The organism is Halorubrum cibi, assembly GCF_900182635.1.
Taxonomy (GTDB): Archaea; Halobacteriota; Halobacteria; order Halobacteriales; family Haloferacaceae; genus Halorubrum; species Halorubrum cibi.
Window position 1 is genome coordinate 1 of sequence record NZ_FXTD01000002.1, and the last position, 25,494, is coordinate 25,494.

Sequence of the window (25,494 nt, forward strand, 5' to 3'; positions counted from 1 at the left end):
CTCCAGGACGACGAGCGCACTTCCTTCGCCTTCGTCGGCAAGCCGGAGGACTCCTCGATCGACGAGATCGAACGCAGCGCGAGCGACCTCGGCGATCTCGGGATCGAGTCACAGCTGTTGATCCTCAACGGCTACCTGACCGAGTCGGTGTGTGACGACCCCTTCTTCGAGGGGAAACGCGCGGACGAGCAGGCCGTCATCGAGCGCGCCCGCGAGGAGTTCGATGCCGACGCAACGGCGACGTACCCGCTCCAGCCCGGCGAGATCGCCGGGCTCGACCTGCTCGCGGACGTGGGTGGTGTCCTCTACGACGGCAAAGAAGCGACCGTCGACGTCGGGACCGCGACTGACGTCGATGCTGACGGCGCGGCCGAGTTCGATTCGATGGCGGACCGTGACGCGGTCGTCGATCAACTCACGCCGGGCGACGAGACGCAGTACCTCTTCTTCACCGGGAAAGGCGGCGTCGGCAAGAGTACGATCGCCTCGACGACGGCGACGAAACTTGCCGAGGCGGGCCACGAGACGCTCGTCGTCACGACCGATCCGGCCGCGCACTTAGAGGACATCTTCGGTGAGCCCGTGGGCCACGAACCCACCTCGGTCGGCCAGGAGAACCTCGACGCGGCGCGGATCGACCAAGAAAAAGCGCTTGCGGAGTACCGCGAGCAAGTCCTCGACCACGTCACCGAGATGTACGAGGACAAAGACGACACGCAGATCGACGTCGACGCTGCGATCGCGAACGTCGAAGAGGAGTTGGAGTCACCCTGTGCCGAGGAGATGGCCGCCTTAGAGAAGTTCGTGAGCTACTTCGACGAGGACGGCTACGATGTCGTCGTCTTCGACACGGCGCCGACGGGCCACACGCTCCGCCTGCTCGAACTCCCCTCGGACTGGAAGGGGTTCATGGACCTCGGCTCGCTAACGAAGGGCGCCGCGCCCTCCAAGGGTGACCAGTACGACGAAGTCATCGAGACGATGAAAGACCCCGAACGGAGCACGTTCGCGTTCGTGATGTACCCCGAGTACACCCCGATGATGGAGGCGTACCGGGCTGCCGCCGACCTCAAAGATCAGGTCGGCATCGAGACCTCGCTGGTCGTCGCCAACTACCTCCTCCCCGAGGAGTACGGCGACAACGCCTTCTTCGCGAACCGGCGCGCCCAGCAGGTCCAGTATCTCGAAGAGATTCGAGGCCGGTTCGACGCACCGTTGATGTTGGCGCCGCTCCGGCAGGATGAACCAATCGGGCTCGACGAACTCAGCGCCTTCGGTGAGGAGATTACCGGACTCGCAGACGTTGTCGAAGCCGACGCACCGGAGGTGACGCCCTCGTGAGCGACGCACAGGACGTGGAAGGTGCGGCCGAGGACAGCGTGGGCGTACCCGGTGAGGAAGACGTAGAAGCCAACGTTGAGGCAGCACTCCGCGAGTTCCTCGACGCGCTCAGCGAGTCTGAGACGTATCAACAGTTCGTCGCGGCCGACGAGGCGTTACAGGACGATGACGACGCGATGGCGCTGCTCCGCGAGTACCAGCGAAAGCAACAACAGATGCAGCGTGGTGGCTTCGACGAGTCGGTGATGGCCGAGCTGAAGCAGCTCCAGACTGAAATGTCGAACAACGAGACGATCCAGCGTCAGCAGGCCGCACAGGCCGATCTGATAGAACTGCTTCAGCGGACGAACGACACCATCAGCGACGAGATCGGCGAGGAGTTCGCGCGATCCACCGGAGGTGGGTGCTGTTGAGCGCTTCCGGTCAGGACGCTAGCGAGTTAGAAGTGACGGACGAAGAGGTTGTCGCGGCCGCCGAGGCGCTCGGCGAGGAGCTTGCGGCGGCGAAAGAGTCCTCCTCGGAGTTCACGTTCACCACCATGGTGATGCAGTGTAACGAGGCGATCGGCGACGAGACTGGTGTCGACTACGGGAGCGTCTGCGGCGCCGACGACGACGGCTGCTGTTAGGGGAGATCACAAAAGTCGTTCCGGCTGACGACCCTGCCAATCGTCACTCCGCGGACGGAGTTTGCGACAGGAGTTCGTCGAACAGCGAGACGACACGTTCTTCGATCTCGTCACGGATCTCACGAACCTGCTCGATCGGACGCTCGTGGGGGTCGTCGAGCCCCCAATCGCAATTCTCGCCGTTCCACGTCGCCGGGCACACGTTCGATGCCGAACGTCCCATCCTGACGACGAGATCGATCGCCTGGAGCTCGTCTGGCGTCACCTCTCGTGGCGTTCGGTCGCTGAGATCGATGTCTCGCTCTCTCATTGCTCTGACGACAAATCCCGCGGGCGGCCTCCCGGTCCACTCTTTTGGCTTTCACTACGGGAATCATTCATCTCGTGGCGACGACACGGGCCATTGAGATGAGCGTTGTACTGGCGGTCCTCTTCGTGCTCAACGGACTAGGTTTCCTCGACGGAGCAGCACTGTATTTCACCCGGTTCTGGCGATAGATTTGCCCGTTCCTTCCGAAAGATGTCCCAATAACGACCGTTTCAGCGGAAGAAACGTCCGAACAACGAGAGTTCGACTGAGCCTCCGCTTCAGAAGATGTTCGCCTGTCGGTAGACCGAGATGCCCTCGTTCGTGATCTCGTAGGGTTTCGTCTCGCGGGAGTGGTTCGCGTCGCGGATCTTCTGGATCTCGACGGCGAGACGGGTCTCCCGGAAATCGGAGCCGCGGACGTACTGGAGGACGAACACGCCGTCGGTCAGGTACTCGACGAGGCCGTATCTCGAGGCGTACGGCGTCTCGTCGCTCGCCTCGGAGGTGAGAAGCGTCGTCACGCCCGCCTCCTTCAACAGTCGGGTGAACCCGAACACCTCCGAGCGCCGCTTGGCGGGGTGGTCGTACATCATCTCGAGCAGCGAGACGGAGTCGAGCACGAGACGGTCCGCGCCGAAGTCCGCGATGAGCCGCGTGAGGTCGTTGCGGATCGACGCCAGCGAGTTCGCCATCTCGATGGGGTCGAGCGAGACGACCGCGAGCTTCCCCTCCTCGACGTACTCCCGGAACGGCCACCCCTTCTCCTCGGCGGTCGCGAGGATCGACTCCCGGCTCTGCTCGAGCGTGATGTACACCCCCCGCTCGTCGGATTCGAGGGCCTCGTTGAGGAACTGTAGCGAGAACGTGGTCTTGCCGGTCCCCGCGCCGCCGATGACCGTCAGGAGCGACCGGCTCGGCACGCCCCCGAGGATCATCTCGTCGAGCCCGTCGATCCCGATGTCCGTCCGGTCGATGTCCGACTCGAACTCCTCGGCGTCCGCCTCGTCGAACCCCGTCGGCCCGTCCGACCCAGCGTCGCCACCGCCACCGCCTCCACCGAAGGGATCTCCCTCACCGAAGGACCCGCCACCGCCTCCACCGAAGGGATCTCCTTCACCGAAGGACCCGCCACCGCCGCCACCGCCGCCACCGAAAGGGTCTCCCTCGCCGAAGGATCCTCCGCTGCCGCTACCACCGCCGCCACCGAACGGGTCGTCGTCGCCGAAGGATCCCGCACCGCCGCTCTCGCCGCCACCGCCGCCGAACGGATCACGGTCGACGGTGCCGCCCCCGTCACCGTCGCCACCGCCGTCCCCGTCACCGCCGCTACCGCCACCGAAGGGATCTCGCTCGGCCTCGGGGTCGCCCTCGTCCGCCGTCTCGACGTCCGATTCGGGCGCTGGATCACCGCCGCTCGGAGCGCCGCCGCGCTCGGTTCCGTCGTCGTCTCCGACCGCCCCGTCGTCGAGGTCGATGCCGTCTTCGGCTTCCGAGGTCGGTTCCTCGCCGTTCCGTTCGTCGGCGTTTCCTTCGCCGTCATCCCGTTCGTCGGCGTCGAGATCGCTCTCGTCGTCGAGTTCCCGCAGCGCGCGTTCGAACCAGTCCTCCTCCTCGTCGCTCATGGTTCGAGGCGTCCGTTCGGGATCGCCATGTACCGGGGAACGAGGGCCGCCGGCTTGAACCTTTCCGGCGGCAGCGAGGTCCACACGCTTTTACTCGGCGGGGCGAAATCCGCGGACATGGAAGTCGGGATCGTGGCGCGGAAGGGGAACCCCGAAGCCGCGTCGGTCGCCGCCGGGATACGCGACGCCGTTCGGAACGCCGGGGAGGCGGTCTGGATCGACGAGGAGACCGCGATCGACCTCGACGTCGAGGGGCAAGCCGTCGACGCGCTCTCCGACTGCGACCTAGCGGTCGCGGTCGGCGGGGACGGAACGTTCCTGTTCGTCGCGCGCAACGCCGGCGACACGCCGATACTCGGGGTCAACCTCGGGGAGGTCGGGTTCCTCAACGCCGTTCCGCCCGAAGCCGCCGAGGAGGCGGTGCTCACGGCGGTCGAGGGGTTCCTCGACGGCGCGATGGCCGTTCGGGAGGTCCCGAGACTCGCCGCGCGCGCCGACGGCTGGGAGTCCGTCCCCGCGGCCAACGAGGTGGTCGTTCAGGGCGGGCGCCGCGGTCCCGGCGGCGGCGTCGACTACGAGTTGCGCGTCGACGGATCGCGGTACGCGAGCGGTCACGCCGACGGCGTCCTCGTGGCGACGCCGACCGGTTCCACTGCGTACAACCTCTCCGAACGGGGGCCGCTCGTCCACCCCGACGTCGACGGCCTGATAGTCAACGAGATGGCTCCGGAGGCGGGGATGCCCCCCCTCGTCGTCGACGTCGACGCGACGGTCACGGTGTCGGTGTCGGACCCGAACGAGGCGGTCGTCGTCAGCGACGGACGGAACGCCCGGAAGCTCACCGGGCCGGTCGAGGTGACGATCGAGCGGACCACGCCCCCGATGCGGATCGCCGGACCGGAGTCGGACTTCTTCGAGGCGCTGGAGAAGCTGTCCTGACGGGACGGCCGTTCCGGCCGAGGGCGACGCGCAACGTTCAACCCGCCGCCGACCCGACCCGCGAGCGATGAACCTCCCGCTCGGGCTCGGACCGTTCGCCGATCAATCTCCCCGCGATCACGCGCTCGTCCTCGCGCTCGGCGCCCTCGCGTGTCTCGTCGGATACGTCGGTTCCGCCGCATTGTTCTTCGGACTCGGCGCGCTCGATCACGGCGGATCGGCGGCCCCTCGGCGGGTCGCGTCCGTCTTCGCGTCGCTCGCCTGCTGGACCGTCTACGCCGTCGCCTTCGTGCGCGGCAGGGGAGGTCCGGTGACGGACGTGCTCGCGTACCCGATCGCGACGGTGGGGGTCGTCCCGTTCGCGGCCCGTTGGCTCGCCTTCGGACCAGCGTGGGGGGCGCTTCGCGATCGGATCGGATTCTTCCTCTTTCGCCCCGACCTCCTGATCGACGCGGCCGCCCTCGTCGTTCCGGGGATCGCGCTCTGTGCGAGCCTGCTCACGCTGTGGGCGAGCCGGCTCGGCGAGGCGGAGGTGCGGGCGTGGCAGCGGCGGCACCTCTCCGCGGAGTTCCGCGAGGCCTTCGTCGAGGAGGCCGACTTCGAGGGGTGACGTCTCCCCCGAGCTCTTTCGCTCCCACAAGGCGTTTATCGCGCCCGTTCGTCTCCCCTCCGTGAACCGTCGGTACGTCCTCGGCGGCGCGGTCGTCGCGGTCGCGGTTCTGCTGGCGTGGGCCGCGTCGCCGACGGCGGCGCTCGCGACGCTCGAGTGGCTCGCGGCCGACCCGCTCCGGTTCGGGATCGCGCTCGTCGTACTGGCGACGATCCGTCCGTTTCTGGCGTGGCCGACGACGCTTATCGCGGTCGTCGCCGGGTTCGGGTACGGCTGGGCCGGCGTCCCGGTCGGCGCGGTTCTCCTGACGGCGACGGCGGTCCCGCCCTACTGGCTCGCCCGGATCGGACGCGTCCGTCTCGTGAACGGGTCCCGGGCGGTCGAGCGCGTCTCGTCGGCCGGCGGACGACTCGTCGCCGACGCGGGGGGCCTCCGAGCGGTCGCGGGGACCCGGTTTCTCCCCGTGCCCGCGGACGCGGTTTCGGTGACCGCCGGCGTGTCGAACGTCGGTCCTCGAGCGTTCCTCGCCGGAACCGCGATCGGCGAGTTTCCGTGGGTGATCGCCGGCGTCGCGGTCGGCGTCTCCGCCGATCGACTCGCGAGCGGGGAGCTGGCCGTCGCCGACCCCGGCCTGCTCGTCGCGTTCGGACTCGCGGGCGCGGTTCTGCTCGCTGGACCGCTGTATCGGGCGATTCGGGACCGACCGGCGGACGGGGACGGCTGAGTCGCCGAGGGCGGTCCGCGATCGGTCGCCGGTTCGTGCGAGCGCGGACGCTACCCATTTCCGCGTCGCGACCGAACCGCCCACGATGACCGACGACACCGGCGAGCCCGCCGCCTCCGACGACGACCCCGCCACCGGAGGGGACCCCACCGACGTCCCGATCGATCGGTTTCACGAGGCGCTCGAGGCCGAGGAACGCCCCGTCGCGACCGCCAGCGAGGTGGCCCGTCGGCTGGGGACGACGCAGGCCGCCGCCCGCGACGCGCTCTCCGACCTCGTCGAGCGCGGGGACGTGGACCGGCTCGACGTCGAGAGCGATCCGGTCGTCTTCTACCCGAGCGACTGGGGTGCGTTGGCGTCCCGCGAGCGCGTGGTCGCCTTCCCGAGCCGCCGGGAGATCGTCGTCGACCGGCCGACGCAGTTCACCCGGGCGCGGCTCTCGCAGTTCGCGTACCTCGTCGACACCACGGGGACCGAGCCCGGCACGCGGGGGTACCTCTACCGGATCCGTCAGGAGGACGTGTGGGCCGCGCCGTTCGAGGACGCCGACGGACTGATCGGGAGCCTGCGTGCCGTCCTCCCGCGACGCGCCGACCACCTCGAGGAGTGGGTCCGCGACCAGTGGCGGCGCGCGCACCGCTTCCGGCTGTACACCCACGAGGACGGCTACGTCGTTCTCGAGGCGGCCAACGAGAGCCTGATGGGCAACGTCGCCGAGAGCCACCTCGAGGACGGCCAGCTCCGCGCGCCGATCTCCGAGACGGAGGCGTGGGTGAACGAGGACGCCGTCGCGAGCGTCAAGCGCGCGCTGTACGACGCGGGCTATCCCGTCGAGGACGACAGGGACCTGGAGACGGGCGATCCCGTCGACATCGACCTCACGACCGAGCTTCGCGACTACCAGGAGACGTGGGTCGATACCTTCCTCGAGTCGCGCTCGGGAGTGTACGTCGGACCGCCGGGCTCGGGCAAGACGATCGCCGCGATCGCGACGATCGCGGCCGTCGGCGGCGAGACGCTGATCTTGGTCCCCTCGCGCGAGCTCGCGGGACAGTGGCGCGATGAGCTCCTCGCTCACTCCACGGTCGACCCCGCCGACGTGGGGCTGTATCACGGCGGGGAAAAGGAGATCAGGCCGGTCACGATCGCGACCTACCAGATCGCCGGGATGGACCGCCACCGCTCCCTGTTCGACTCCCGCGAGTGGGGACTGATCTGCTTCGACGAGGCGCACCACGTCAGCGCGCCCGTCTACTCCCGCACCGCCGAACTCCAGAGCAAACACCGGCTCGGGCTGTCGGCGACGCCGGTCCGGGAGACGGGCAACGAGGAGGAGATATACACCCTGATCGGGCAGCCGATCGGGGCCGACTGGGACGCGCTGTTCGAGGCGGGGTTCGTCCAAGAACCGGAAGTCGAGATCCGGTACGTCCCGTGGCGCGAGGAGCTGGCGCGAAACGAGTACGTCAGCGCCGACGGGCGGGAGCGTCGCCGGCTCGCCGCCGAGAACCCCGCGAAGGTCGCGGAGGTGCGCTACCTGCTCGCCGCCCACCGGGGGAAGAAGGCGCTCGTGTTCGTCGAGTACCTCGATCACGGCGAGGCGATCGCCGACGCGATCGGCGCGCCCTTCGTCAGCGGCGAGACGCCCCACCACGACCGCGCGGAGCTGTTCCGACGGTTCCGCGAGGAAGGGAGCGACCTCGACGTGCTCGTCGTCTCGCGGGTCGGCGACGAGGGGATCGACCTCCCGAACGCGGAGCTGGCGGTCGTCGCGAGCGGCCTCGGCGGGAGCCGTCGACAGGGTTCTCAGCGCGCCGGGCGGACGATGCGCCCCGAGGGGTCGGCGCTCGTGTACGTGCTCGCGACCCGCGGGACGAGCGAGGAGGAGTTCGCCCAGCGGCAGATGCGCCACCTCGCGCGCAAGGGCGTCCGGGTGCGCGAGACGAACGTGGCGGAGTGAGCCACCTCGCCGTCGTCGGCGACGCGGTCGACGGCGCGCGTGCGCACGACGGACCGGCGCTCGTCGAGATCGTCACCGACCCGGACGAGCCGCAGGCCAGCGAGTGGATGACTCGGGAACGGTAGGCCGCCGAACGAACGCGTCCCGAGACTCCGCCTATCGGCGTCGTCTCCCGTTTCGACCGGAGCGTGAGTCTTAACAACACCCGTTGTGAATCTCGAGACATGACCAGCGCCAACGACGTCGCCGTCGGGATCGTCGGCCTCGGCGGCATCGGCACCCACCACGCGAGACAGTTCCTCGAGCGGGACGCGAACCTCGTCGGCGGCATGGACATCGACGCCGACGCCCGTCGCCGATTCCACGAGGAGTTCGACCTCCACGCCTACGAGGAGGCCGAGGACCTCTACGCCGACTGCGAGGCCGTCCTGATCACCACGCCGAACCGGTTCCACGAGGAGTACGCGACGGCGGCGCTGGACGCCGGCCTCGACGTGCTCTTGGAGAAGCCGCTCGCACACACCCTCGAGAGCGCCGAGCGGATCGCCGACGCGGCCGCCGACGCCGACGGGTTCTGTATGGTCGGGTTCAACAACCGCTTTCGGCACCCCGTCCGGGTCATCAAACACCACCAAGACCAGGGGCGCTTCGGCGAGACGAACCACGTCGAGGCCAACTACGTCCGCCGTCGCGGGATCCCCGGCCGCGGATCCTGGTTCACCTCGAAGGACGTCGCGGGCGGCGGGTCGCTCATCGACATCGGCGTTCACGCGATCGATCTGGCGCTCTACTTCCTCGATCACCCCGAGATCGTCGAGGTCACCGGGGAGGCGCGATCGGAGTTCGGCGACCGGGAGGACTACGCGTACATCGACAGCTGGGGGGAGGACGCCGGACCGGAGGGGTTCGACGTCGACGACTCCGCCTCGGCGTTCATCCGCGGAGCCGACGGCAGCACCGTGTCGTTAGAGGTGGCGTGGGCGACGAACCGACCGGCGACCGACGAGTTCGTGATCCGGGGCACGGAAGCGGGCGCGACGTTCGACCGCGGCCGCGACGAGCTCACGCTCCACGAGGCGAGCGTCGGCGGCGGACACCACCTCTCGGACACGGAGGTCGAGACGCGCGACGACAACAGCCACGGGGTCGAACAGGACGTCTTCCTCGAGGCCGTCGCGGCGGGCGAACAGCCCGCGATCAACACGGTCGAGGAGGGACTGGCCGTCCAGCGCGTGATCGACGCGATCTATCGCTCTTCCGAGACCGGCCGCGCGGTCCAGTTGGACTGACACGGAAGAGGGGATCGACCGCCGATCGAATCGCGAATCCGTTTCGCTCCGGATCACGAACCTATTCGTCGCTGTAGTCCGTCGACCCGCGTATCGTGAGCGACTCGCCCGGACCCACCCCTCCCTCCGAACGGATCGTGAGCCTCGACGCGCTCCGCGGCGTGGCCGTCCTCGGCATCCTCGTCATCAATATTCGAGTGTTCTCGATGCCCGAGACGACGCTCCTCAACCCCACCGTGTACGGCGACTTCTCCGGCGTGAACTACTGGGCGTGGCTCGTCGGGCACGTCCTCGCCGAACAGAAGTTCATCACGGTCTTCTCGGCGCTGTTCGGCGCGGGGATCGTCCTCTTCATCGAGAGCAAGGAGCGGAAGGGACAGCCGGCGATGAGGCTTCACTACCGCCGGACGATCTGGCTGATCGTCATCGGGCTGGCACACGCGTACCTGCTCTGGTACGGGGACATCCTCGTCGCCTACGGGTTCTGCGGGCTGGCACTCGTCTTCGCGCACGACTGGGAACCGCGGGCGCTCGCCGGGCTGGCTCTCGTCTTCCTCCTCGTTACGCCCCTTCTGGAGGTGTTCGCGGGGCTCACCGTCGGCGGCGAGGCGATCGCGAGCCAGTGGCAACCGGCGGAATCGATCCTCCGCGCGGAGGTCGAGACCTACCGGAGCGGCTGGATCGCCCAACTCGATCACCGGGTTCCCACCGCCTTCGAGCGACAGACCGTCGGCTTTCTCGGCGGGACGTTCTGGCGGGTCGGCGGGACCGTCCTGCTCGGCATGGGCCTCTACAAGTGGGGGGTGTTCACCGCCGAGCGGTCCTCGGCGTTCTATCGGCGGCTCGTCGCGGGCGGGGTCGTCGGCGTCGGGATCGTTCTCGCCGGCGTCTGGTACGTCGAATCCAACGACTGGAGCGCCGACGCGGCGCTGTTCTGGCGGCAGTTCAACTACGTCGGAAGCCTCCTCGTCGCCGGCGGCTACGTCGGCGTCGTCACCCTCTACGCGCGCTGGCGTCCGGACGGCCCCGCGACCCGCGCGTTCGCGGCCGTCGGCCGGACCGCGTTCACGAACTACCTCCTCCAGACGGTCGTCGCGACCACCGTCTTCTACGGGCACGGCCTCGGCCTGTTCGGCTCCGTGAGCCGGATCGAGGCGCTGGGGATGGTGGTCGCCTTCTGGGCGGTACAGGTGGTCCTCTCGGTGCTGTGGCTCCGTCGATACCGGTTCGGACCGGTCGAGTGGCTCTGGCGGACGCTCACCTACGGCGAGCGCCAGCCGATGTGACTACTCCGAGCCCGACCCGGCCACGATCCGGTTCGAGAGCGTCCCGACCCCCTCGTAGGTTATCTCCACGCGCTCGCCCGGCTCGACGAGCCCGGGATTCGCGGGACTCCCGAACGCGACGCAGTCGCCCGGCCGAAAGGTGAACCGGCGGGAGAGATACGAGACGATCTCGTCGGGGGAAAACAGCATCAGGTCCGTGTTCGCGTCCTGCCGTAGCTCGCCGCTGACCGTCGTCGACATCGCCATCCCCGCGGGGTCGGCGTCGGTCTCGATCCAGGGGCCGAGGGGACCGGAGCCGTCGAACGCCTTCCGCGCGGTCCGCCCCTGCTGGTCGAGGGCGTCGAGGTCGTTCATGACGGTGTATCCGCGGACCGCGTCCGGCACGTCCTCGGGTTCGAGGTCGCGACACCGTTCGTCGATCACGGCGACGAGCTCGCCGGCGTAGGTCAGCTCGTCGGTCCACTCGGGGTAGCGGACCGACTGCCCGTGTGCGCGGAGGCTCGTCGGGGGCTTGACGAAGAAGTCCGGCTCCTCGGGGCGTTCGTACTCCATCTGATCGAGCGTCTCCGCGTAGTTTCGCCCGACGCAGTAGAGCGCGCTCGGCTCGCACGGAGGGAGGAGCCGACCGTCGCGGCCGACCTCGTACCGGCCGTCGTCGGCGACGACGGCTCCGTCCTCGTATCGACCGGCGACCGGTCCATCGGGTGTCAGCAGGCGGGCGAGTCGCATGCGGATCCGTCCTCGGGCGGGCGAGAAAGGTCCGTCGGTACGGGCGGTCTCACTCCTCGCTCCCGTCGACGCCGATCACGACCGCCGACCGGATCTCGAGGGCGGTCTCGAACTCGGCTCGCCGGTCCGTCGTCGATCCCCACCGCTCAACGGCGGTCTCGTGGGCGCGTTCGGCGGCGTCGCGCTCGCGCTCGGAGAGGCCGAGTCGCACGGCGATCGCCTCCCAGTGGTCGCGCTCGACGAGGAACGTCTCCCGGTCGGGTGCGGCCTCGATCCGTTCGTACCGCCGTCGGTACTCGTCGATCCGCGGCCCGAGATCGGCCTGGACGCGCGCCAGCAACGAGGGAAGCCGGTCGGCGGGGACGCTCGCGAGCGCCGCGGCCTTCAAGAGAGCGGTCCCGTCGATCGGGTGGTCCCCGCCGTCGTTTCCGGTCGATCCCGCGCCCATCAGCCGCCCGCACGCATCGCCTTCCGTTCGAACTTCGGGAGGAGCTCCTCGAGGACGCCCTCCTCGCCCGCGAACGACACCGTCACCTCGGTGAGCCTGATGGACGCCGCCGCGGTCACCTTTCTCGCGGACAGCGTCGCCCGCCAACCGTCGCCGTCGACGCGCGTCGCTTCCGCGGGGTCGTCAGTCCCCACGAGCTCGCCGCCGAGGTTCTCGAGGTAGTGGGCCGCGAGCCGGCGAGATATCCCTCGGTACGCGACCTCGCGGCGGACCCATCCCCGTTCGGCGGGCGGTTCGGATGCGGGTTCCTCGGAGTCGACGGCATCGGTTCCGGTCGTCCCGCCGGCGACGGGCGGGAAGACGGAGAGCCGATCGCCGTCGGCGAGATCGGTGTCGAGCCCCTGGAGGTGTAACACCTCCCTGCCGTTCTTCAGGACGTTGATCTGCGGGGCCAACTCGCCGTCGACGATCAACCGACCGTCCATCCCGTCGTACTCGTCTTCCAGGGCGCGAAGCACGTCCCCGACGTCCGACCCGTCCGGGAACTCGCGGACGACGGTCTTCCCCCCGGCGGCCTCCCGAAACGTCGCGAAGAACCGCAACTCCAGTTCCATGTCGATCCGGTCGGGCCGCGGCGGCTTAAAAACGGGCGTCTCCGGCGGTACCGGCGGGTGCCGCCGCGGCTCTCGGCGGTCGGAAGGTGGCGGCTCGGTGGAACCTCGTCGTCACGACGGGATCGTGGGGGAGACACGTCGTCACGGCCACCGCGTCGGGGCAAAGTTCAAGATCCTCGTCCGAGAGCGTGACGTATGGTATCATCGCCCGAGTACGGAGTCGTGGTGCGTCACGACGCGACGGTGGAGACGCGCGACGGCGTCGCGCTCGCGACCGACGTGTACCGCCCGGCCGACCCGGAGACGGGCGAGCCGATCGACGAGCCGAAGCCGGCGCTTCTCGTCCGCACGCCGTACGACAAGCGCGCCCGCGAGCGCGTCGAGCAGGCGGGGAACTGGTACGCCGAGCGCGGCTACGTGGTCGCGCTCCAGGACGTTCGCGGCCGGTACGCCAGCGACGGCGAGTTCTACCTCCTCGTCAACGAGGCCGAGGACGGCGCTGACACGGTCGAGTGGCTGGCCGACCGCCCGTACTGCGACGGCCAGGTCGGGACGATGGGCACCTCCTACATGGCGTGGGTCCAGAACGCGCTGGCGACCCAGCGGCCGCGGGGGCTGGCGGCGATGTTCGTCAACCAGGGCGCGGCGAACGCGTGGAAGGCGACGCTGCGACACCACGGGGCCCTCGAGCTGCGGTGGCTCACGTGGTCGTTGACGATCGGCGGCGGATTCGCGAAGCGCGTCCTCGAGGATGAGGATCTCCGGCGGCGGATCGCCGACGTCGACACGCGCGACATGCTCGCGAACGAGCCGGTGCTCCCCGGCCAGTCGCCCCTCTCACACCTCCCGAACTACGAGGAGTACGTCTTCGACTTCGCGCGGACGCCCGGCGACGACGCGTTCTGGGAGGACCCGAGCATCAACTTCGAGGCGCACTACGAGGAGAGCGCCGACGTGCCGACCGTCTACGCCGGCTCGTGGTACGACTCCTACGCGAAGGCGACCTGTGACAACTTCGAGGCGCTCTCGAAGCGCAAGGCGAGCGATCACTTCCTCGTCATGGGCGCGTGGACCCACGGCGGCCAGTCGACGTGGACGAAACCGTACTCGGGCGAGACCGCCTTCGGCGACGCGATGAAACGCGACTACCTCGAGACGAAGCTGCGCTTCTTCGATCGCTATCTCAAGGGGCTGGACACGTGGAACGAGCCGCGGGTCCAGTACTTCCGGATGGGTGCCGGCGACGGCACCGCGACCGGGGACGGGAAGCTCCGCCACGGCGGCGAGTGGAAGGCGGGGAGCGACTGGCCGCTGCCGAACACCGACGTCACCGCCTACTACGCGCACGGCGACGGCACGCTCGCGACCGACCCGCCGGAGGCGGTCGGCGCGTCGACGACCTACGAGTTCGACCCGCGGGACCCGGTGCCGACGCTCGGCGGGAACTGCTCGTCGTACTACACCTTCGAGCCCCGCGAGGAGCGGATCGAGGACCTCCCGCTCGCGGACCGGCCGACGGTGAGCATCACGGGTCGCGGCGGCTACGACCAGCGGACGCGCCCGGAGACGTTCGGGGCCGACCCGCCCTACGGCCCGCTGGAGGAGCGAGACGACGTCGTGGTCTTCCGAACGCCGCCGCTCGAGGAGGCCGTCGAGGTCGCGGGGCCGGTCCGCGTTCGCCTCCACGCGTCGACTGACGGCCCGGATACCGACTTCACCGCGAAGCTGATCGACGAGTACCCGGCGAGCGAGGAGTTCCCCTCCGGCTTCGCGCTCAACCTCACCGACTCGATCTGCCGGGGACGCTACAGGAACTACCGGGCCGAGCCGGACCTCCTCGAACCGGGCGAGGTGTACGAGTTCGAGCTGGAGTTATACCCCACCGCGAACGCGTTCGAGCCGGGACACCGGATCCGGCTCGACGTCTCCTCGTCGAACTACCCGCGGTACGACGTCAACCACAACACGGGCGGCGACCTCTACGGCGACCGCGAGTACCGGACCGCGACGAACACGATCCACCACGGGGCCGAGCACCCGACGTGCGTGGAGCTACCGGTCCGATCCGGATAGGCCCGTCCCGGCGTACGCAACGCCGCCGACCCGGAGGGCCCGATCCGTTCATCGACGATCGTGCGCGCGGCTCTCCGGGTTCGAAGTGGTGGCTCGGTGGAAACCCGTCGTCACAAGGGGCTCAGTGGGGGTAACACGTCGTCACGGCCACCGTTCCGGGTTTGTGGAGTGGAGGTTATAAACCCCTCGTGGCCGGAGGGGAAGTCGACTCCACGCTCACGCCCGCGGCCACGCCGACAATGACTACGCCGCCGACCACGGCGCCGTCGCCGGCGTCACCGCGACTGATTCGGCCGGTGGAGGTCTCGCTGGAACTCGTCGAATCGGTCGAGGTCGTCGGGGAGTTCGTATTCGATCTCGCGTTCGTCGCTCCGGTCGGGGAGCCGACCGTCCTCGAGGTCCTCGGCTTCGTCCTCCCAGCCGGGTTTCACGCGGATGCTGCGGGCGGGCGTCCCGACCGCGACGTGGTGGTCAGGGACGTCGCCCTGGACGACGGCTCGCGCACCGACGACGCTGTTTTCTCCGATCCGGCAGCCGGCTCGGACCATCGCGTCGTACGTGACTCTGGCGTCGGCGGCGATGACGGTGTGGAAGTTTCGGACCTCGGTCTGATCGACGAGGTCGTGGTCGTGGCTGTACACGTGGACCCCGTCGGAGACGGACGCGCGGTCGCCGATCGTCAGCCTGCCGCGGTCGTCGAGGTGGACGTCGTCGTGGATCACGACGTTGTCGCCGATCTCGATGTTGTGCCCGTAGGTGAAGGAGATCCCCTTGAAGAAGCGCACGCCGTCGCCGCACTCGGCGAACAGGTGGTTGCCGAGCATCCGTCGGAACCGGAGGGCGAACTCGACGTTGTCGGCCATCGGCGTGGCGTCGAACTGCCGCCAGAGCCACTGGAGGTGTTTCGAGCGCCGGAACTCCTCCTCGTCCTTCTCGGCGTAGTACTCCGACTCGAGCGTGGCGTTACACGGGTCGTATCCCTGGAGCCGGACGCGTTCGGCCTTCGAGACGTCCTCGCCCGCCTGCCACGCCTCCCACGCCTCGCGGTCGCCGTGGAGGTCGATCAGCGTGTCCCGAACGACGTCGCAGGTGTCCTCGTTCGAGGAGAGCCTGTCGTCGACCTCGTCGATGAAGCCCTGGACCGACGCCTCCGCGTCGTCCGGCAGGGACACGTGTCGCTTTGTCATCGGAAGGATTTCGGCCGGGACCCTCAAATGGGTTCGGTTGTGTGGCGCACGTGCCACCGCGCGGCCGTCTCGTCGGCCACAGCGGTCGACACGCCGGGGGAGTCCCGCGATCCCAGCGACCGGGGACGACCGCGCCCGATAAGTGTCCTCGCTTCCAACGGCGCTTCATGCAGCACCGAGAACTCGGGACCTCCGGCGTCGAGGTGTCGGAGATCGGCTTCGGCGCGTGGGTCGTCGGGACGGACTGGTGGGGCGACCGCTCGGACGACCAGGCGGTGTCGATGGTCCGAGACGCCCTCGATTCGGGCGTCACCTACGTCGACACCGGCGACGTGTACGGCCACGGCGACAGCGAACGGATCGTCGGGGAGGCGATCGCCGACCGCCGCGAGGAGGTCACGCTGGCGACGAAGGTCGGCTACGACTTCTACGACAACCCGCAGGCCGGCCACGGCGAACTCCCGAAGGAGCTGAACGAGGAGTACCTCCGCGAGGCGCTCGAGTCCTCTCTCGACCGACTCGACACGGACTACGTCGACCTGCTCCAACTTCACAACGCCAACGTCGACGAGGTCACGCCCGAGGTGCGGGACCTCCTCCGCGAGTGGAAATCGGAGGGGCGGGTACGGGCGCTCGGCTGGGCGCTCGGTCCCTCGATCGGCTGGTTGGCCGAGGGCGACGCCGCCGTCGAGTACGACGAGTTCGACGCGGTCCAGACCGTGTTCAACCTCTTCGAACAGGAGCCCGGCCGACACTTCATCGACACGATCCGCGAGACGGGTTCCGACACCTCCGTCATCGCGCGCGTCCCGCACTCCTCGGGACTGCTCAACGAGCAGGTGACGCCCGACACCGTGTTGGAGGACGGCGATCACCGCTCACATCGCCCGACGGAGTGGTACGAGACCGGCTGGGAGAAGGTCGAGTCGATCCGCTTTTTGGAGGACCCCGACCACGCCGAGGGAACCCGAACCCTGAGTCAGGCGTCGATCCGGTGGCTGCTCGCACACGACGAGGTCGCCTCCGTGACGCCGACGTTCCGCGACGGCGACGACATCGCCGAGTGGAGCGCCGCGAGCGACGTGCCCCCGATCTCCGAGGCCGAGTACGACCGGCTCGAGGAGTTGTACGCGCGCAACTTCGACATCGACCGCGACGACGGGATGGACGTCCTCCGAACCTCCGTCGACGGCGAGGACATCGCGGCCGCGGGCCTCGACAAACGCGCTGCCTCGTACTGACCGGTCGATTCGGCCGGACCGGCGGCCTCGCCGTCGACGCCGGCGACTAGTCCGCGTCGATGCGACAGCCGCCGGTGTAGTCGACGCCCTCGATCGTCTCGATCCCGCCCTCGCCACACACCGGGCAGTCCGGGTTCCGCCGATACGGAACCGTCTCGAAGGTCATGTCCATCGCGTCGTAAAACAGCAGCCGGCCCGCGAGCGGGTCGCCGGCGTCGAGCAGGAGTTTGACCGCCTCCGTCGCCTGGATACACCCGAGCGTGCCGGGGAGCACGCCGAGCACGCCGGTCGTCGCGCAGTCGGGGACGGTTCCCGGCTCGGGTGCTTCCGGGAACAGACACCGGTAGCAGGGGCCGTCGGGGACGAGCGTCGTCGCCTGCCCCTCGAACTTGTAGATCGCGCCGTGAGCGACGGGGACGCCCTCGATCCGGGCGGCGTCGTTGACGACGTACCGCGTCCGGAAGTTGTCCGCGCAGTCGACGACGACGTCGTACCCGCCGATCAGCTCGCGGGCGTTCTCCACGTCGAGGCGGGTCTCGTGGGTCTCCACGTCGACGTCGGGGTTGAGCCGGTCGACGAACCGCTCGGCGGACTCGACCTTGGGCTCGCCGACGTCGGCGTCGCCGTGGATCACCTGTCGCTGGAGGTTGGAGCGCTCGACCACGTCGTCGTCGACGATCCCGAGGGTTCCGACGCCGGCGGCCGCGAGGTACTGGATCACGGGCGCGCCGAGCCCGCCCGCGCCGAGGACGAGCGCGCTGCTCTCCAGGAGTCGCTTCTGTCCCTCCGGACCGACCTCGTCCATGATGATGTGTCTGGAGTACCGGTCGAGCTGCGTGGCGTCCAGCGAGAGACTCATGGATGGACGTGGGAGGTGATCGGGTATAACGGCTTTCCCGACGGTTCGGATACAACGGCTTTCCCGACGCGGGGCAGCCAGCACCGTTATGCGACCCCGTCTCGTACGTCGGCGCAGTGAATGACGAGTTCGAGCCCCGCACCGTCGCCGTCAACGTCGCCGCCAACACCAACGATCCCGGCTTCCGCGGCCCGGTGTACCCCGACGGGTCGTTCGCGTACGTCCCGATCCCTGAATCGGCCGAGACGCTTCCCCGCGACCGATTCCCGGTCGACGAACCGCTCCCGACGTACGCCGACCTCGACGTCCCGTTCGCGCTCCCCGACCCGCTCCGTGACCGGCCGGTCCACATGGATCCGGAGTTCCCCGGCGTCCACGGCCGAGAACACGCGACGTACGGCGATCCCCACGGGATCAAGGCCGGTCCGATCGGCGAACTCGAGCCGGGCGACTGGCTGCTTTTTTACGCGACGCTCTCGCTCCGGCCGGCGGGGTGGGGCGGTCCGGATGCCGAAGGGGGCTCGGTTACCGAGCGCGTCGACGACGACCTCGCGCCCGACTGGGGCGCGTACCTGTTCGCCGGGATCCGGGTCGATCGGGTGATCGAGAACCCCGAGCGCGCCGCGGCCGCCGAGGCCGTCCCGACGAACGCCCACCTGAAACGCGACCCCTTCGACGCCCGGGTCGTCGTTGCCGGCGACACGGAGGAGTCCGGGCTCTTCGAACGCGTCGTTCCGCTGAGCACGCCGGAGTCGGGATCCGACGCGAACGAACTCGTCACCGACCGCTCGAGCGACTCCGGGAAGGGACCGTGGTGGCGGCGACCGCTGCGGTTCGACGAGCCCGCGACGGCGACGCTTCTGGAACGGGTCTGCGTGCGCGGTCGATCGACCTACTCGTAGTCGTCGTACGTCGGTCGACCCGACTCCGGCGGGAACTCCTCGACCGGCGCGGTCGTCTCGTCGCCGCTTTCCATGTCCTTCACCGTCACCTCGCCGTTCGCGAGGTCGCGCTCGCCGACCACGACCACCGTCTCGGCGTTGATCGAGTCGGCGTAGCCGAGCTGTGCGCCGAACGAGCGGTCCGAGACGTCGCTTTCGACGACCACGTCGTCGCCCAGCGCGCGGAGGTCTCGGGCGATCTCGGCCGCCTTCGAGCGGGTGTCGCCGACCGAGAGGACGTAGTAATCCGTCGAGAGCTCCTCGTCGGGCCAGACGCCGGCGCGCTGACACAGCAGTTTGAGCGTGGCGTGCCCGGGCGCGACGCCCACCGCGGGCGTGGGCTGGCCGCCGAAGCTCTCGATCAGGTCGTCGTAGCGGCCGCCGCCGAAGACCGACCGGGAGACTTCGCCGGTGGAGTCGAAACACTCGAAGACGACGCCGGTGTAGTAGTCGAGCCCGCGGGCGGTCGTGAGCGATATCTCACAGAACTCGCCCGCGCCGAAGTCGTCGGCGGCGGCGAGCACGCTCCGGAGGTTCGAGACGGCGTCCTCGACGTCCTCGCCGCCCGCCTCGGCGACCGCGTCGAGGTCCGCGGGGTCGTCCACGTTCGAGATGAGGTCGTCGAACTCGCGGGCGGTCGAGCGGTCGAGTCCGGCGTCCGACAGCAGGCCGAAGTACTCGCCGTCGTCCACCTTCGCGCGCTTATCGACCGCGCGGATCGCGGCCTCGGTGTCGACCGCGTCGGGATCCTCGGCGAGCGCGCGAACGAGTCCGCCGAGCACGTCCCGGTGGGAGACGCGGAACTCGAAGTCGTCTCCGGTGAGTCCCAGGTCGGTCAGGGCGTCGGCCGCGACCGCGAGGACCTCGGCGTCGGCCTCCGGCGCGGACGATCCGAATATGTCGATGTTCGTCTGATAGAACTCGCGGAACCGCCCCTGTTGGACCTGCTCGTAGCGCCAGAACGGCCGGGTCGACGTCCACTTGATCGGCTTCGAGAGCTCCTGGCCCTTGGCGACGACCATCCGGGCGACGGTCGGCGTGAGCTCGGGAGTGAGAGACACCTCGCGGCCGCCCCTGTCCTCGAAGGCGTACAGTTCCTCGACGATCCCCTCCCCCGACTTGTCGACGTACATCTCGGTCCGTTCCAAGGCGGGCGTCGCGACCTCGCGGAAGCCGTACCGCGCGGCCGCGCCCTCGATCGCGTCCGTCACCTCCCGGCGGGCCGACTGCTCCCCGGGGTAGAAGTCGCGAAAGCCTTTGAGTCCCTCGTACATGGACGCGGCTTCGACGAGCGCCCGCTTGAAACCATCCTTTCGGGAGCGGGCGGGACGGACCGCGGCGAGCCTCGGCTACTCCGACCGGTACTCCTTCTCGAAGCCGCGGAACTCGGTGCGGTGGGCCTCCTCGTCCGAGAGGATCGTCACGGCGAGGTCCTCGGTCACGGGGTCGTTCGCCTCCTCGGCGGCGTCGATCAGGTCCCGGTAGGTCGCGATCGCGTCCTCCTCGGCGTCCAGCACGCCCTCGATGACGGCGAGCACGTCGGTCGAGTCCTCTGGCGGCTGGAGCGAGTCCTGGCGGGCAGTGAACTCCGCGGACCCCGGCGGTCGCGCGTCGAGCTGTTTGAGCCGCTGGCCGAGCTGTTCCGCGTGGCCGAGCTCCTCTTGGATGTCCGTCTGGAGGCTCTCCTTGATCTCCTCGGCTCGGACGCCGTCGAGAACGATCGCGTTCGTCTGGTAGTTCATCACGGTCTCGATCTCGTCGGCGTACGCCTTCCGGAGCAGGTCGACGACGCGGTCTGATGCCATGCCAACACGTAGTCGCCGTGGACCGAAAGCCGTTCCGGCTCCTCTCATCCGACAGGAACGCACGGCTCGACCGCTACCCGTAGCTCAGTCGTTCCGCCCGTGGACGTACGTCTGGTCGTGGTCCGGGAACACGTCCGCGACCGTCTCCTCGCCGTGTTCCTCGGCGATGAGCGCGCGCAGCTCGTCCTCGTAGTCGGCCTTCGGGACCTGCTCGCTCGGGCCCTGTTCGACCTCGAAGGTCGCCTCCACGAGCCGGTCGACCGCGTGCCGGCCGAACCCCGAGAGCGGCGAGATGTAGTCGACGTCGTGACGGTCCTCCAGGCTCTGTGCCTGCGCGCGCGAGACCGTCGGAACCCGGTCGTCCCGGCGGCTGCCGTCGGCGATCGCGTCGACGTCGCGTTCGGCGATCGTCTCCAGCGCGTGTTCGTGGACCCGTTGGATCCCGTTTCGAGGGTAGCCGTCGGCGATCATGCGCTCCGCGGCCTCCTCGGCGATCGCGCGGTCGAGTTCGATCCGCTCGAACGGGAAGCCGATCTCCGCGGCCGCGCGCTCGGCGTGCTCCCAGTCGTCGGTGAGCCCGAAGCTGCCCGTCACGCACCGAACGTCGTAAAACCGGTCGAGCAGGGCCGCGGCGAGCGAGGAGTCCTTTCCCCCGCTGTACAAGAGCGCGAGCTCCATCTACCGCCGCCGGATGTCGAAACTCTTCTGCTCGGGCTGGAGCTCCTTGAGCAGGTCGCGCATCTGGTCCTCGTCGATGCGCCCCTGGACGCGACCGCTCTGTGCGAGCGCCGCGACCTGTTGTTTGACCTTCTTCGCGAACTCCGGTTTCGACATCTCGACCGCGTTGAGACGCTGGCGCGCGCCGTCGGTCAGGTACTGTTTGAGAACGGCCTCCTGTTGGGCCTCCGCGCGCTGTTGGGCCTCCTGTTGGGCCTCGGCGTCGCCGCCGCCCTCGCCCGCTCGGTCCTGAAGCTCCTGCATCTTCTTCTCCCGCAGTTCCTCGAGCCGTTCGTCGTCGGAGTTACCGCTCATACCCGTCCGTTCTCGGTCCGGGCGAAAAACGATTTCGGAGGATCGACCGCGTCCCGACGCCCCGGAGAACCGACGGCGTTTCGACCGACGCTTCGGGCCGCTTAAACGGCTCACCGCCGTATTCGCGTTCATGAGCGAGTCGCGGGAGTTCTGTCCCCGGTGTGGCGACGCGGTTCCGGAGCGTCGCGACCCCTTACCCGGCGATCCGGCGGGGCGGGACGCGCTGTTGTGTGACGACTGTTACTTCGAGGACTTCGAGCTCGTGGACGCGCCGGACCGGATAGAGGTGCTCGTCTGCTCGGGCTGCGGGGCGGTCCGCCGCGGGGAGTCCTGGCGGGACGTGGGCGCGCGCGACTACACCGACGTCGCGGTCGACGAGGTGGCGGAGGCGCTCGGCGTCCACGTCGCCGCCGAGGACGTCGAGTGGGGCGTCGAGCCCGAACAGGTCGACGAGAACACGGTCCGGATGCACTGCCGCTTTTCCGGGGTCGTCCGCGGGACGCTCCGCTCGGCGGAGGCGGTCGTTCCGGTGAAGGTGTCTCGGGGGACCTGCGACCGGTGCGGCCGGATCGCCGGCGGCTACTACGCCGGGGTCGTTCAGGTGCGCGCGGACGATCGCCAGCTGACCGCCGAGGAGCGCGCGGAGGCGCTCGAGATCGCGGAGTCGTACGTCGCCGAACAGGAGTCGAAGGGCGACCGGGAGGCGTTCATCACGGAGGTGAAAGAGACCGACGACGGTCCCGACGTCAAGGTCTCCTCGAACCGACTCGCACAGAACGTCGCGACGCGGATCACGGAGGAGATGGGCGGGAGCTTCGAGTCGTACCCGACGCTCGTCACCGAGGATGGCGACGGCAACGAGGTGTACCGGGTGACGTTCGCGGTCCGGCTCCCCCGGTACGCGCCCGGCGAGGTCGTCGACCCGGAGGACGGCGACGGACCGGTGCTCGTCACCGGCGTCTCCGGCCGGATCCGAGGGGTCCGCCTCGCGACCGGCGAGGAGTACGAGTCGGCGTTCGACGAGGGCGAAACGCCGGAGGCGACGCGGCTCGGTAGTCGGGAGGACGCGACCGAGACCACCGTCGTGACCGTCGAGGACGACCGCGCGATCCAGGTGCTCGACCCGGAGACGTACGAGGCGCGGACGGTGCCGAACCCCGCGTTCGTCGACGACGACGCGGACGCCGTGTTGGCGTTCAAACACGGCGAGGAGGTCCACCTGGTCCCCAACGAGTAGCGTCGCGATCGTCACTCGGGAGGCTTTCGGAGGGAGACGGAACCGGAGAGCGGACCGCTCGCGAGTGCGGGATCCGCGAAAAGTGAGGACGAACGCGAGTCTGCGTGAGGGTCCTGGTCGGTCGATTCCGGATCGATCGCCCGATCAGTCCGCGCGGGCGGTGTGGTCGCTCCCGGCCGCTGCCGAGCGCTCGGCTTCGGTTACCTCGATGCCGCGCCGCTCCAGCTGCCGGATGAACTCCGACTCGCTGACGCCCGCCTGCGTCGCCGCCTGTTCGAGCGTCAGCGTTCGCGCACCGTACAGGGTCAGCGCACTCGACAGCGCGTTCGTTGCCATACCCACCTATCCTGTGTGAACGTTTATGAAGCTTACTAATTCATTCAGGACCATGATACACCTTATACGATATAAGGTGACACAGCCACCAGTGGAAATATATAATGATCGATCGTCTTCAGAGCTCGTTGACGACGACGGCCCGGAGGAATTATGAGCCTCTACGGCCGAGGCGGGACATGGACAGACAGCAGGCCATCGCGCTGTTCTTCGCGTTCCTCATGGTGAGCTCGATGGTCGCCTGGGGCATCAGCTTCCTCTAAAGCTCGGCTCGACCGCCACGCGGAGGACGGACCCGGCTCCCGAACGACCGCTACCCGTCGCCCCAGACGTCCGAGAGCGGATGCTTCTCCCGTCGCTCCGCGTCGGCTTCCGATCTGGTTCGGGTGGTCTCGCCGCCGTCGGTGTCGCTCGCCGAGCCGGATCCGCCCGACGTTCCGTCGCGATCGTCACCCTCGCCGGACAGTCCGACGGAGGCGGAGCCGCTCGACCGTCGGCGTCCGGCTCGACCGGGACCGGACGGGTCGGCGTCGAGCCCGGCGAGCGCGGCCGACGGGTCGAACTCGGGGAGGTCGGGAGTCGTCATCGCGTCGACCTGATCGCGGAACCAGGGCGGGGTGTCAGCCGCAGCCCGGTCGAACAGATCGAGGAGCGAGTCGTCGGCGAGGTACGTCGCGCCGTGATCGTCGGGCGCGCGGATGACGCGCCCGCACGCCTGTATCACGGTGCGCAGCGCGGTCCGGTGGTACCACGCCCACTGCCCGTCCGCCAGCCGTCGAGCGACGCGGGAGTCGTTGGTGTTCCGGTAGGGCGCTTTACACACCACCTGCCAGCGGCAGAGGTCCCCTTCCAGGTCGAGCGCCTCCTCCATCTTCACGGAGACGAACACCTCGGGATCCGAACTCGCCTTCCACGCCTCGAGTTCGGCGTCACGGTTCGATCGCGCGTGTCGGCGGACGCGCGCGGCCACGCCGAACTCGCCCAGCTTCTCGACGAGCCGCCCCGCGATGTCGTAGGAGTGGGCGTGGATCAGCCCCTTCTGGTCCGGATGCTCGGCCATCAGCCGGACGATCAGTCGAGCGATCTTCGGCACCGTCTCGTCGCGGTGCTCGTACGTCATCGACCCCTGCGTCACGTCGTAGAGCGGGCGGTTCGAGAGCGGGAACGTGTGCTCGACGTCGACGAGGGCGACGTTCGCGGGGTCGAGTCCGACGCCCCGGCAGAACGCGTCCTTCGAGAGGATCGTCGCCGACAGCAGCGCGAACTTCTCGCCGCGGTCCCAGACGGTGTGTCTGAGGTAGCGGGCGGGGTCGAGCGGCTTGATCGCGATCGCCGACCCCTCGCCGTCGGGCTGGTCGACGACCCACGTCGTCGGCGAGTCGAGGTCGCGGTAGTCCTCGAGGAACCAGCCGAGCTCCGAGATCAGCTCCTGGAGCCGATCGCGTCTGGCGACCTCCTCGCGGCTCAGTTCGGGCCGTCCGACGAGGTCGTCCTTCGCGCGCTTCGCCACGTCGCGGAGGCTCTCGACGAACCGGGCGGTGCGGTCGAGCGCGTCCTCGTCGGCGCCGGCGTCCCGCTCCACGTCCGGGACGCCGACGTCGTCCCAGACGGGGACGCGCTCGGGCGAGAGGTCGATCGTCGCGTACATCTCCGCCCACTCCGCGAGCCCGTGCGCCTCGTCGATCACGACGACGTCGCGCTTGCGGAAGGTCTCCGACCCCGCGGTCCGCATGAAGTACGCGAGCGTCATGGCGGCGAACCGCCCAGACGAGGCGATCGCGCGGTCCGAGAAGTACGGACAGCGGTGTTTGATCGAGCAGTCGAACCCCTGCTCGCGGACGCAGGGTGCGCGGTCGACCGGCGTGTCGTGTTCGCCGGGGAGGACGCAGTCGTAGTTCGATTTCCCGCGGATCACTTTCAGGTCGGAGAGGAGGTCGTCCGCGGCCACGTCATCGAGCTGGGAGACCTGCGGCGTGGTGTAGTAGGCGTCGGTCGGCTCGCTCGGGGCCGCGTCGGCGACTTCGCGGGCCGCGCCCATCACGGCCCGCGCGAGCAGGGACTTGCCGCTGCCGGTCGGCGCGCGCACCAACACCACGTCGTTGCCGGCGGCGAAGGCGTCCCGGACGTCCGCGAGCGCGCGCTCCTGTGCGCCGCGGAAGCTCGGAGCCGGGAACTCCGCGGGGATCCGATCGGGGTCCACACGACCCCCTCGCGCGCTCCGGGAATTAAACCCTCGGAGAACCCTTGAAGACCCCTCGACCGGACCGGTCGAGCGAAAGAAAC

At 69.0% G+C, this 25,494-nt stretch carries 25 protein-coding genes and 4 pseudogenes; 15 read left to right on the forward strand and 14 right to left on the reverse strand.

Translation table 11 applies throughout. The annotated features are described in order from the left end of the window. From FN829_RS02565 to hcsS, 3 genes are all read left to right on the forward strand, one after another. The coding region (locus tag FN829_RS02565) for a TRC40/GET3/ArsA family transport-energizing ATPase (protein ID WP_142985448.1) at window positions 1-1,341 on the forward strand (1,341 nt) is incomplete at its 5' end. Then, entirely contained in the window at window positions 1,338-1,754 is a 417-nt protein-coding gene (gene hcsL, locus FN829_RS02570; protein ID WP_142985449.1) for a halo-CC-star protein HcsL, read from the forward strand. The genes FN829_RS02565 and hcsL, both read left to right, overlap by 4 nt. Beyond that, the gene (gene hcsS / locus FN829_RS02575) at window positions 1,745-1,969 is read left to right on the forward strand and encodes a halo-CC-star protein HcsS (RefSeq protein ID WP_142985450.1); all 225 of its coding nucleotides are present in this window, start codon (window positions 1,745-1,747) and stop codon (window positions 1,967-1,969) included. The genes hcsL and hcsS overlap by 10 nt, the downstream gene beginning before the upstream one ends. Before the next feature lie 43 nt (window positions 1,970-2,012). Here hcsS and FN829_RS02580 read toward each other — a convergent pair. Next, window positions 2,013-2,306, reverse strand: a pseudogene (locus FN829_RS02580) (arsenate-mycothiol transferase ArsC); the annotation flags it as partial. 17 nt (window positions 2,307-2,323) lie between these two features. On the opposite strand from FN829_RS02580, the gene FN829_RS16505 reads away from it, so the two are divergent. After that, window positions 2,324-2,467 (forward strand): DUF7475 family protein, encoded by a 144-nt coding sequence (locus FN829_RS16505; protein ID WP_449272318.1) that lies wholly within the window; start codon window positions 2,324-2,326, stop codon window positions 2,465-2,467. A gap of 90 nt (window positions 2,468-2,557) precedes the next feature. Here the strand turns inward: FN829_RS16505 and FN829_RS02585 are convergent, their stop codons facing one another. After that, the gene (locus FN829_RS02585) at window positions 2,558-3,901 is read right to left on the reverse strand and encodes a KaiC domain-containing protein (protein ID WP_142985451.1); all 1,344 of its coding nucleotides are present in this window, start codon (window positions 3,899-3,901) and stop codon (window positions 2,558-2,560) included. A gap of 117 nt (window positions 3,902-4,018) precedes the next feature. Here FN829_RS02585 and FN829_RS02590 point away from each other — a divergent pair, with 117 nt between their 5' ends. From FN829_RS02590 to FN829_RS02615, 7 genes and pseudogenes are all read left to right on the forward strand, one after another. Further along, window positions 4,019-4,840: an NAD(+)/NADH kinase gene (locus tag FN829_RS02590; RefSeq protein ID WP_142985452.1), complete on the forward strand. Its 822-nt coding sequence runs from the start codon at window positions 4,019-4,021 to the stop codon at window positions 4,838-4,840. A gap of 67 nt (window positions 4,841-4,907) precedes the next feature. Next, window positions 4,908-5,450: a hypothetical protein gene (locus FN829_RS02595; protein ID WP_142985453.1), complete on the forward strand. Its 543-nt coding sequence runs from the start codon at window positions 4,908-4,910 to the stop codon at window positions 5,448-5,450. Between the two features lie 61 nt (window positions 5,451-5,511). Continuing rightward, a complete protein-coding gene (locus tag FN829_RS02600) occupies window positions 5,512-6,174 on the forward strand; it encodes a TVP38/TMEM64 family protein (protein ID WP_142985454.1) in 663 nt (220 codons plus the stop codon). Window positions 6,175-6,259: 85 nt separating this feature from the next. Then, window positions 6,260-8,134 carry a DEAD/DEAH box helicase family protein gene (locus FN829_RS02605; protein WP_142985455.1) on the forward strand — a complete coding sequence of 625 codons (1,875 nt, stop codon included), beginning with the start codon at window positions 6,260-6,262 and terminating at the stop codon, window positions 8,132-8,134. Further along, window positions 8,131-8,259 (forward strand): annotated as a pseudogene (locus FN829_RS16345) (hypothetical protein); the annotation flags it as partial. The gene FN829_RS02605 and the pseudogene FN829_RS16345, both read left to right, overlap by 4 nt. A gap of 99 nt (window positions 8,260-8,358) precedes the next feature. Continuing rightward, the gene (locus tag FN829_RS02610) at window positions 8,359-9,423 is read left to right on the forward strand and encodes a Gfo/Idh/MocA family protein (RefSeq protein ID WP_142985456.1); all 1,065 of its coding nucleotides are present in this window, start codon (window positions 8,359-8,361) and stop codon (window positions 9,421-9,423) included. A gap of 95 nt (window positions 9,424-9,518) precedes the next feature. Beyond that, complete coding sequence (locus FN829_RS02615; protein ID WP_142985457.1) at window positions 9,519-10,709, forward strand: DUF418 domain-containing protein; 1,191 nt, start codon at window positions 9,519-9,521, stop codon at window positions 10,707-10,709. On the opposite strand, the gene FN829_RS02620 is transcribed toward FN829_RS02615, so the two are convergent. The 4 genes and pseudogenes from FN829_RS02620 to FN829_RS02635 all read right to left on the reverse strand — a co-directional run. Further along, window positions 10,710-11,438 (reverse strand): fumarylacetoacetate hydrolase family protein, encoded by a 729-nt coding sequence (locus FN829_RS02620; RefSeq protein ID WP_142985458.1) that lies wholly within the window; start codon window positions 11,436-11,438, stop codon window positions 10,710-10,712. Window positions 11,439-11,487: 49 nt separating this feature from the next. Continuing rightward, window positions 11,488-11,886: a hypothetical protein gene (locus tag FN829_RS02625; RefSeq protein WP_142985459.1), complete on the reverse strand. Its 399-nt coding sequence runs from the start codon at window positions 11,884-11,886 to the stop codon at window positions 11,488-11,490. Next, window positions 11,886-12,182 (reverse strand): annotated as a pseudogene (locus FN829_RS02630) (hypothetical protein); the annotation flags it as partial. The gene FN829_RS02625 and the pseudogene FN829_RS02630, both read right to left, overlap by 1 nt. 42 nt (window positions 12,183-12,224) lie before the next feature. Next, a pseudogene (locus FN829_RS02635) lies at window positions 12,225-12,500 on the reverse strand (ubiquitin-like small modifier protein 1); the annotation flags it as partial. A 195-nt stretch (window positions 12,501-12,695) separates the two neighbouring features. On the opposite strand from FN829_RS02635, the gene FN829_RS02640 reads away from it, so the two are divergent. Continuing rightward, entirely contained in the window at window positions 12,696-14,573 is a 1,878-nt protein-coding gene (locus tag FN829_RS02640) for a CocE/NonD family hydrolase (RefSeq protein WP_142985460.1), read from the forward strand. Between the two features lie 275 nt (window positions 14,574-14,848). Here FN829_RS02640 and FN829_RS02645 read toward each other — a convergent pair whose 3' ends face one another. Then, window positions 14,849-15,760 carry an acyltransferase gene (locus tag FN829_RS02645; RefSeq protein ID WP_142985461.1) on the reverse strand — a complete coding sequence of 304 codons (912 nt, stop codon included), beginning with the start codon at window positions 15,758-15,760 and terminating at the stop codon, window positions 14,849-14,851. A 167-nt stretch (window positions 15,761-15,927) separates the two neighbouring features. On the opposite strand from FN829_RS02645, the gene FN829_RS02650 reads away from it, so the two are divergent. Then, on the forward strand, window positions 15,928-17,001 hold the full coding sequence (locus FN829_RS02650) for an aldo/keto reductase (RefSeq protein ID WP_142985462.1): 1,074 nt from the start codon (window positions 15,928-15,930) through the stop codon (window positions 16,999-17,001). Window positions 17,002-17,047: 46 nt separating this feature from the next. On the opposite strand, the gene ubaA is transcribed toward FN829_RS02650, so the two are convergent. Continuing rightward, on the reverse strand, window positions 17,048-17,860 hold the full coding sequence (gene ubaA / locus FN829_RS02655) for an SAMP-activating enzyme E1 (protein WP_142985463.1): 813 nt from the start codon (window positions 17,858-17,860) through the stop codon (window positions 17,048-17,050). A 116-nt stretch (window positions 17,861-17,976) separates the two neighbouring features. Between ubaA and FN829_RS02660 the strand changes: the two genes are divergently transcribed. Further along, entirely contained in the window at window positions 17,977-18,762 is a 786-nt protein-coding gene (locus FN829_RS02660; protein WP_142985464.1) for an Nmad3 family putative nucleotide modification protein, read from the forward strand. Here the strand turns inward: FN829_RS02660 and hisS are convergent. From hisS to FN829_RS02680, 4 genes are all read right to left on the reverse strand, one after another. Beyond that, window positions 18,753-20,075 carry a histidine--tRNA ligase gene (gene hisS / locus FN829_RS02665; protein WP_142985465.1) on the reverse strand — a complete coding sequence of 441 codons (1,323 nt, stop codon included), beginning with the start codon at window positions 20,073-20,075 and terminating at the stop codon, window positions 18,753-18,755. The genes FN829_RS02660 and hisS overlap by 10 nt on opposite strands. A 75-nt stretch (window positions 20,076-20,150) precedes the next feature. Continuing rightward, window positions 20,151-20,606, reverse strand: coding sequence for a DUF892 family protein (locus tag FN829_RS02670; protein ID WP_142985466.1), 456 nt, complete (start codon window positions 20,604-20,606; stop codon window positions 20,151-20,153). Window positions 20,607-20,690: 84 nt separating this feature from the next. Beyond that, window positions 20,691-21,284, reverse strand: coding sequence for a DUF7411 family protein (locus tag FN829_RS02675; RefSeq protein ID WP_142985467.1), 594 nt, complete (start codon window positions 21,282-21,284; stop codon window positions 20,691-20,693). Beyond that, window positions 21,285-21,638 carry a DNA-binding protein gene (locus FN829_RS02680; RefSeq protein ID WP_142985468.1) on the reverse strand — a complete coding sequence of 118 codons (354 nt, stop codon included), beginning with the start codon at window positions 21,636-21,638 and terminating at the stop codon, window positions 21,285-21,287. 130 nt (window positions 21,639-21,768) lie between these two features. Here FN829_RS02680 and FN829_RS02685 point away from each other — a divergent pair, with 130 nt between their 5' ends. Continuing rightward, entirely contained in the window at window positions 21,769-22,875 is a 1,107-nt protein-coding gene (locus FN829_RS02685) for a 60S ribosomal export protein NMD3 (RefSeq protein WP_142985469.1), read from the forward strand. Window positions 22,876-23,019: 144 nt separating this feature from the next. On the opposite strand, the gene FN829_RS02690 is transcribed toward FN829_RS02685, so the two are convergent. Together FN829_RS02690 and FN829_RS02695 are read right to left on the reverse strand one after the other, a co-directional pair. Next, on the reverse strand, window positions 23,020-23,211 hold the full coding sequence (locus tag FN829_RS02690) for a UPF0175 family protein (RefSeq protein ID WP_142985470.1): 192 nt from the start codon (window positions 23,209-23,211) through the stop codon (window positions 23,020-23,022). Between the two features lie 313 nt (window positions 23,212-23,524). Beyond that, window positions 23,525-25,411 (reverse strand): helicase C-terminal domain-containing protein, encoded by a 1,887-nt coding sequence (locus tag FN829_RS02695; RefSeq protein WP_142985471.1) that lies wholly within the window; start codon window positions 25,409-25,411, stop codon window positions 23,525-23,527. Between the last annotated feature and the right edge of the window lie 83 nt (window positions 25,412-25,494).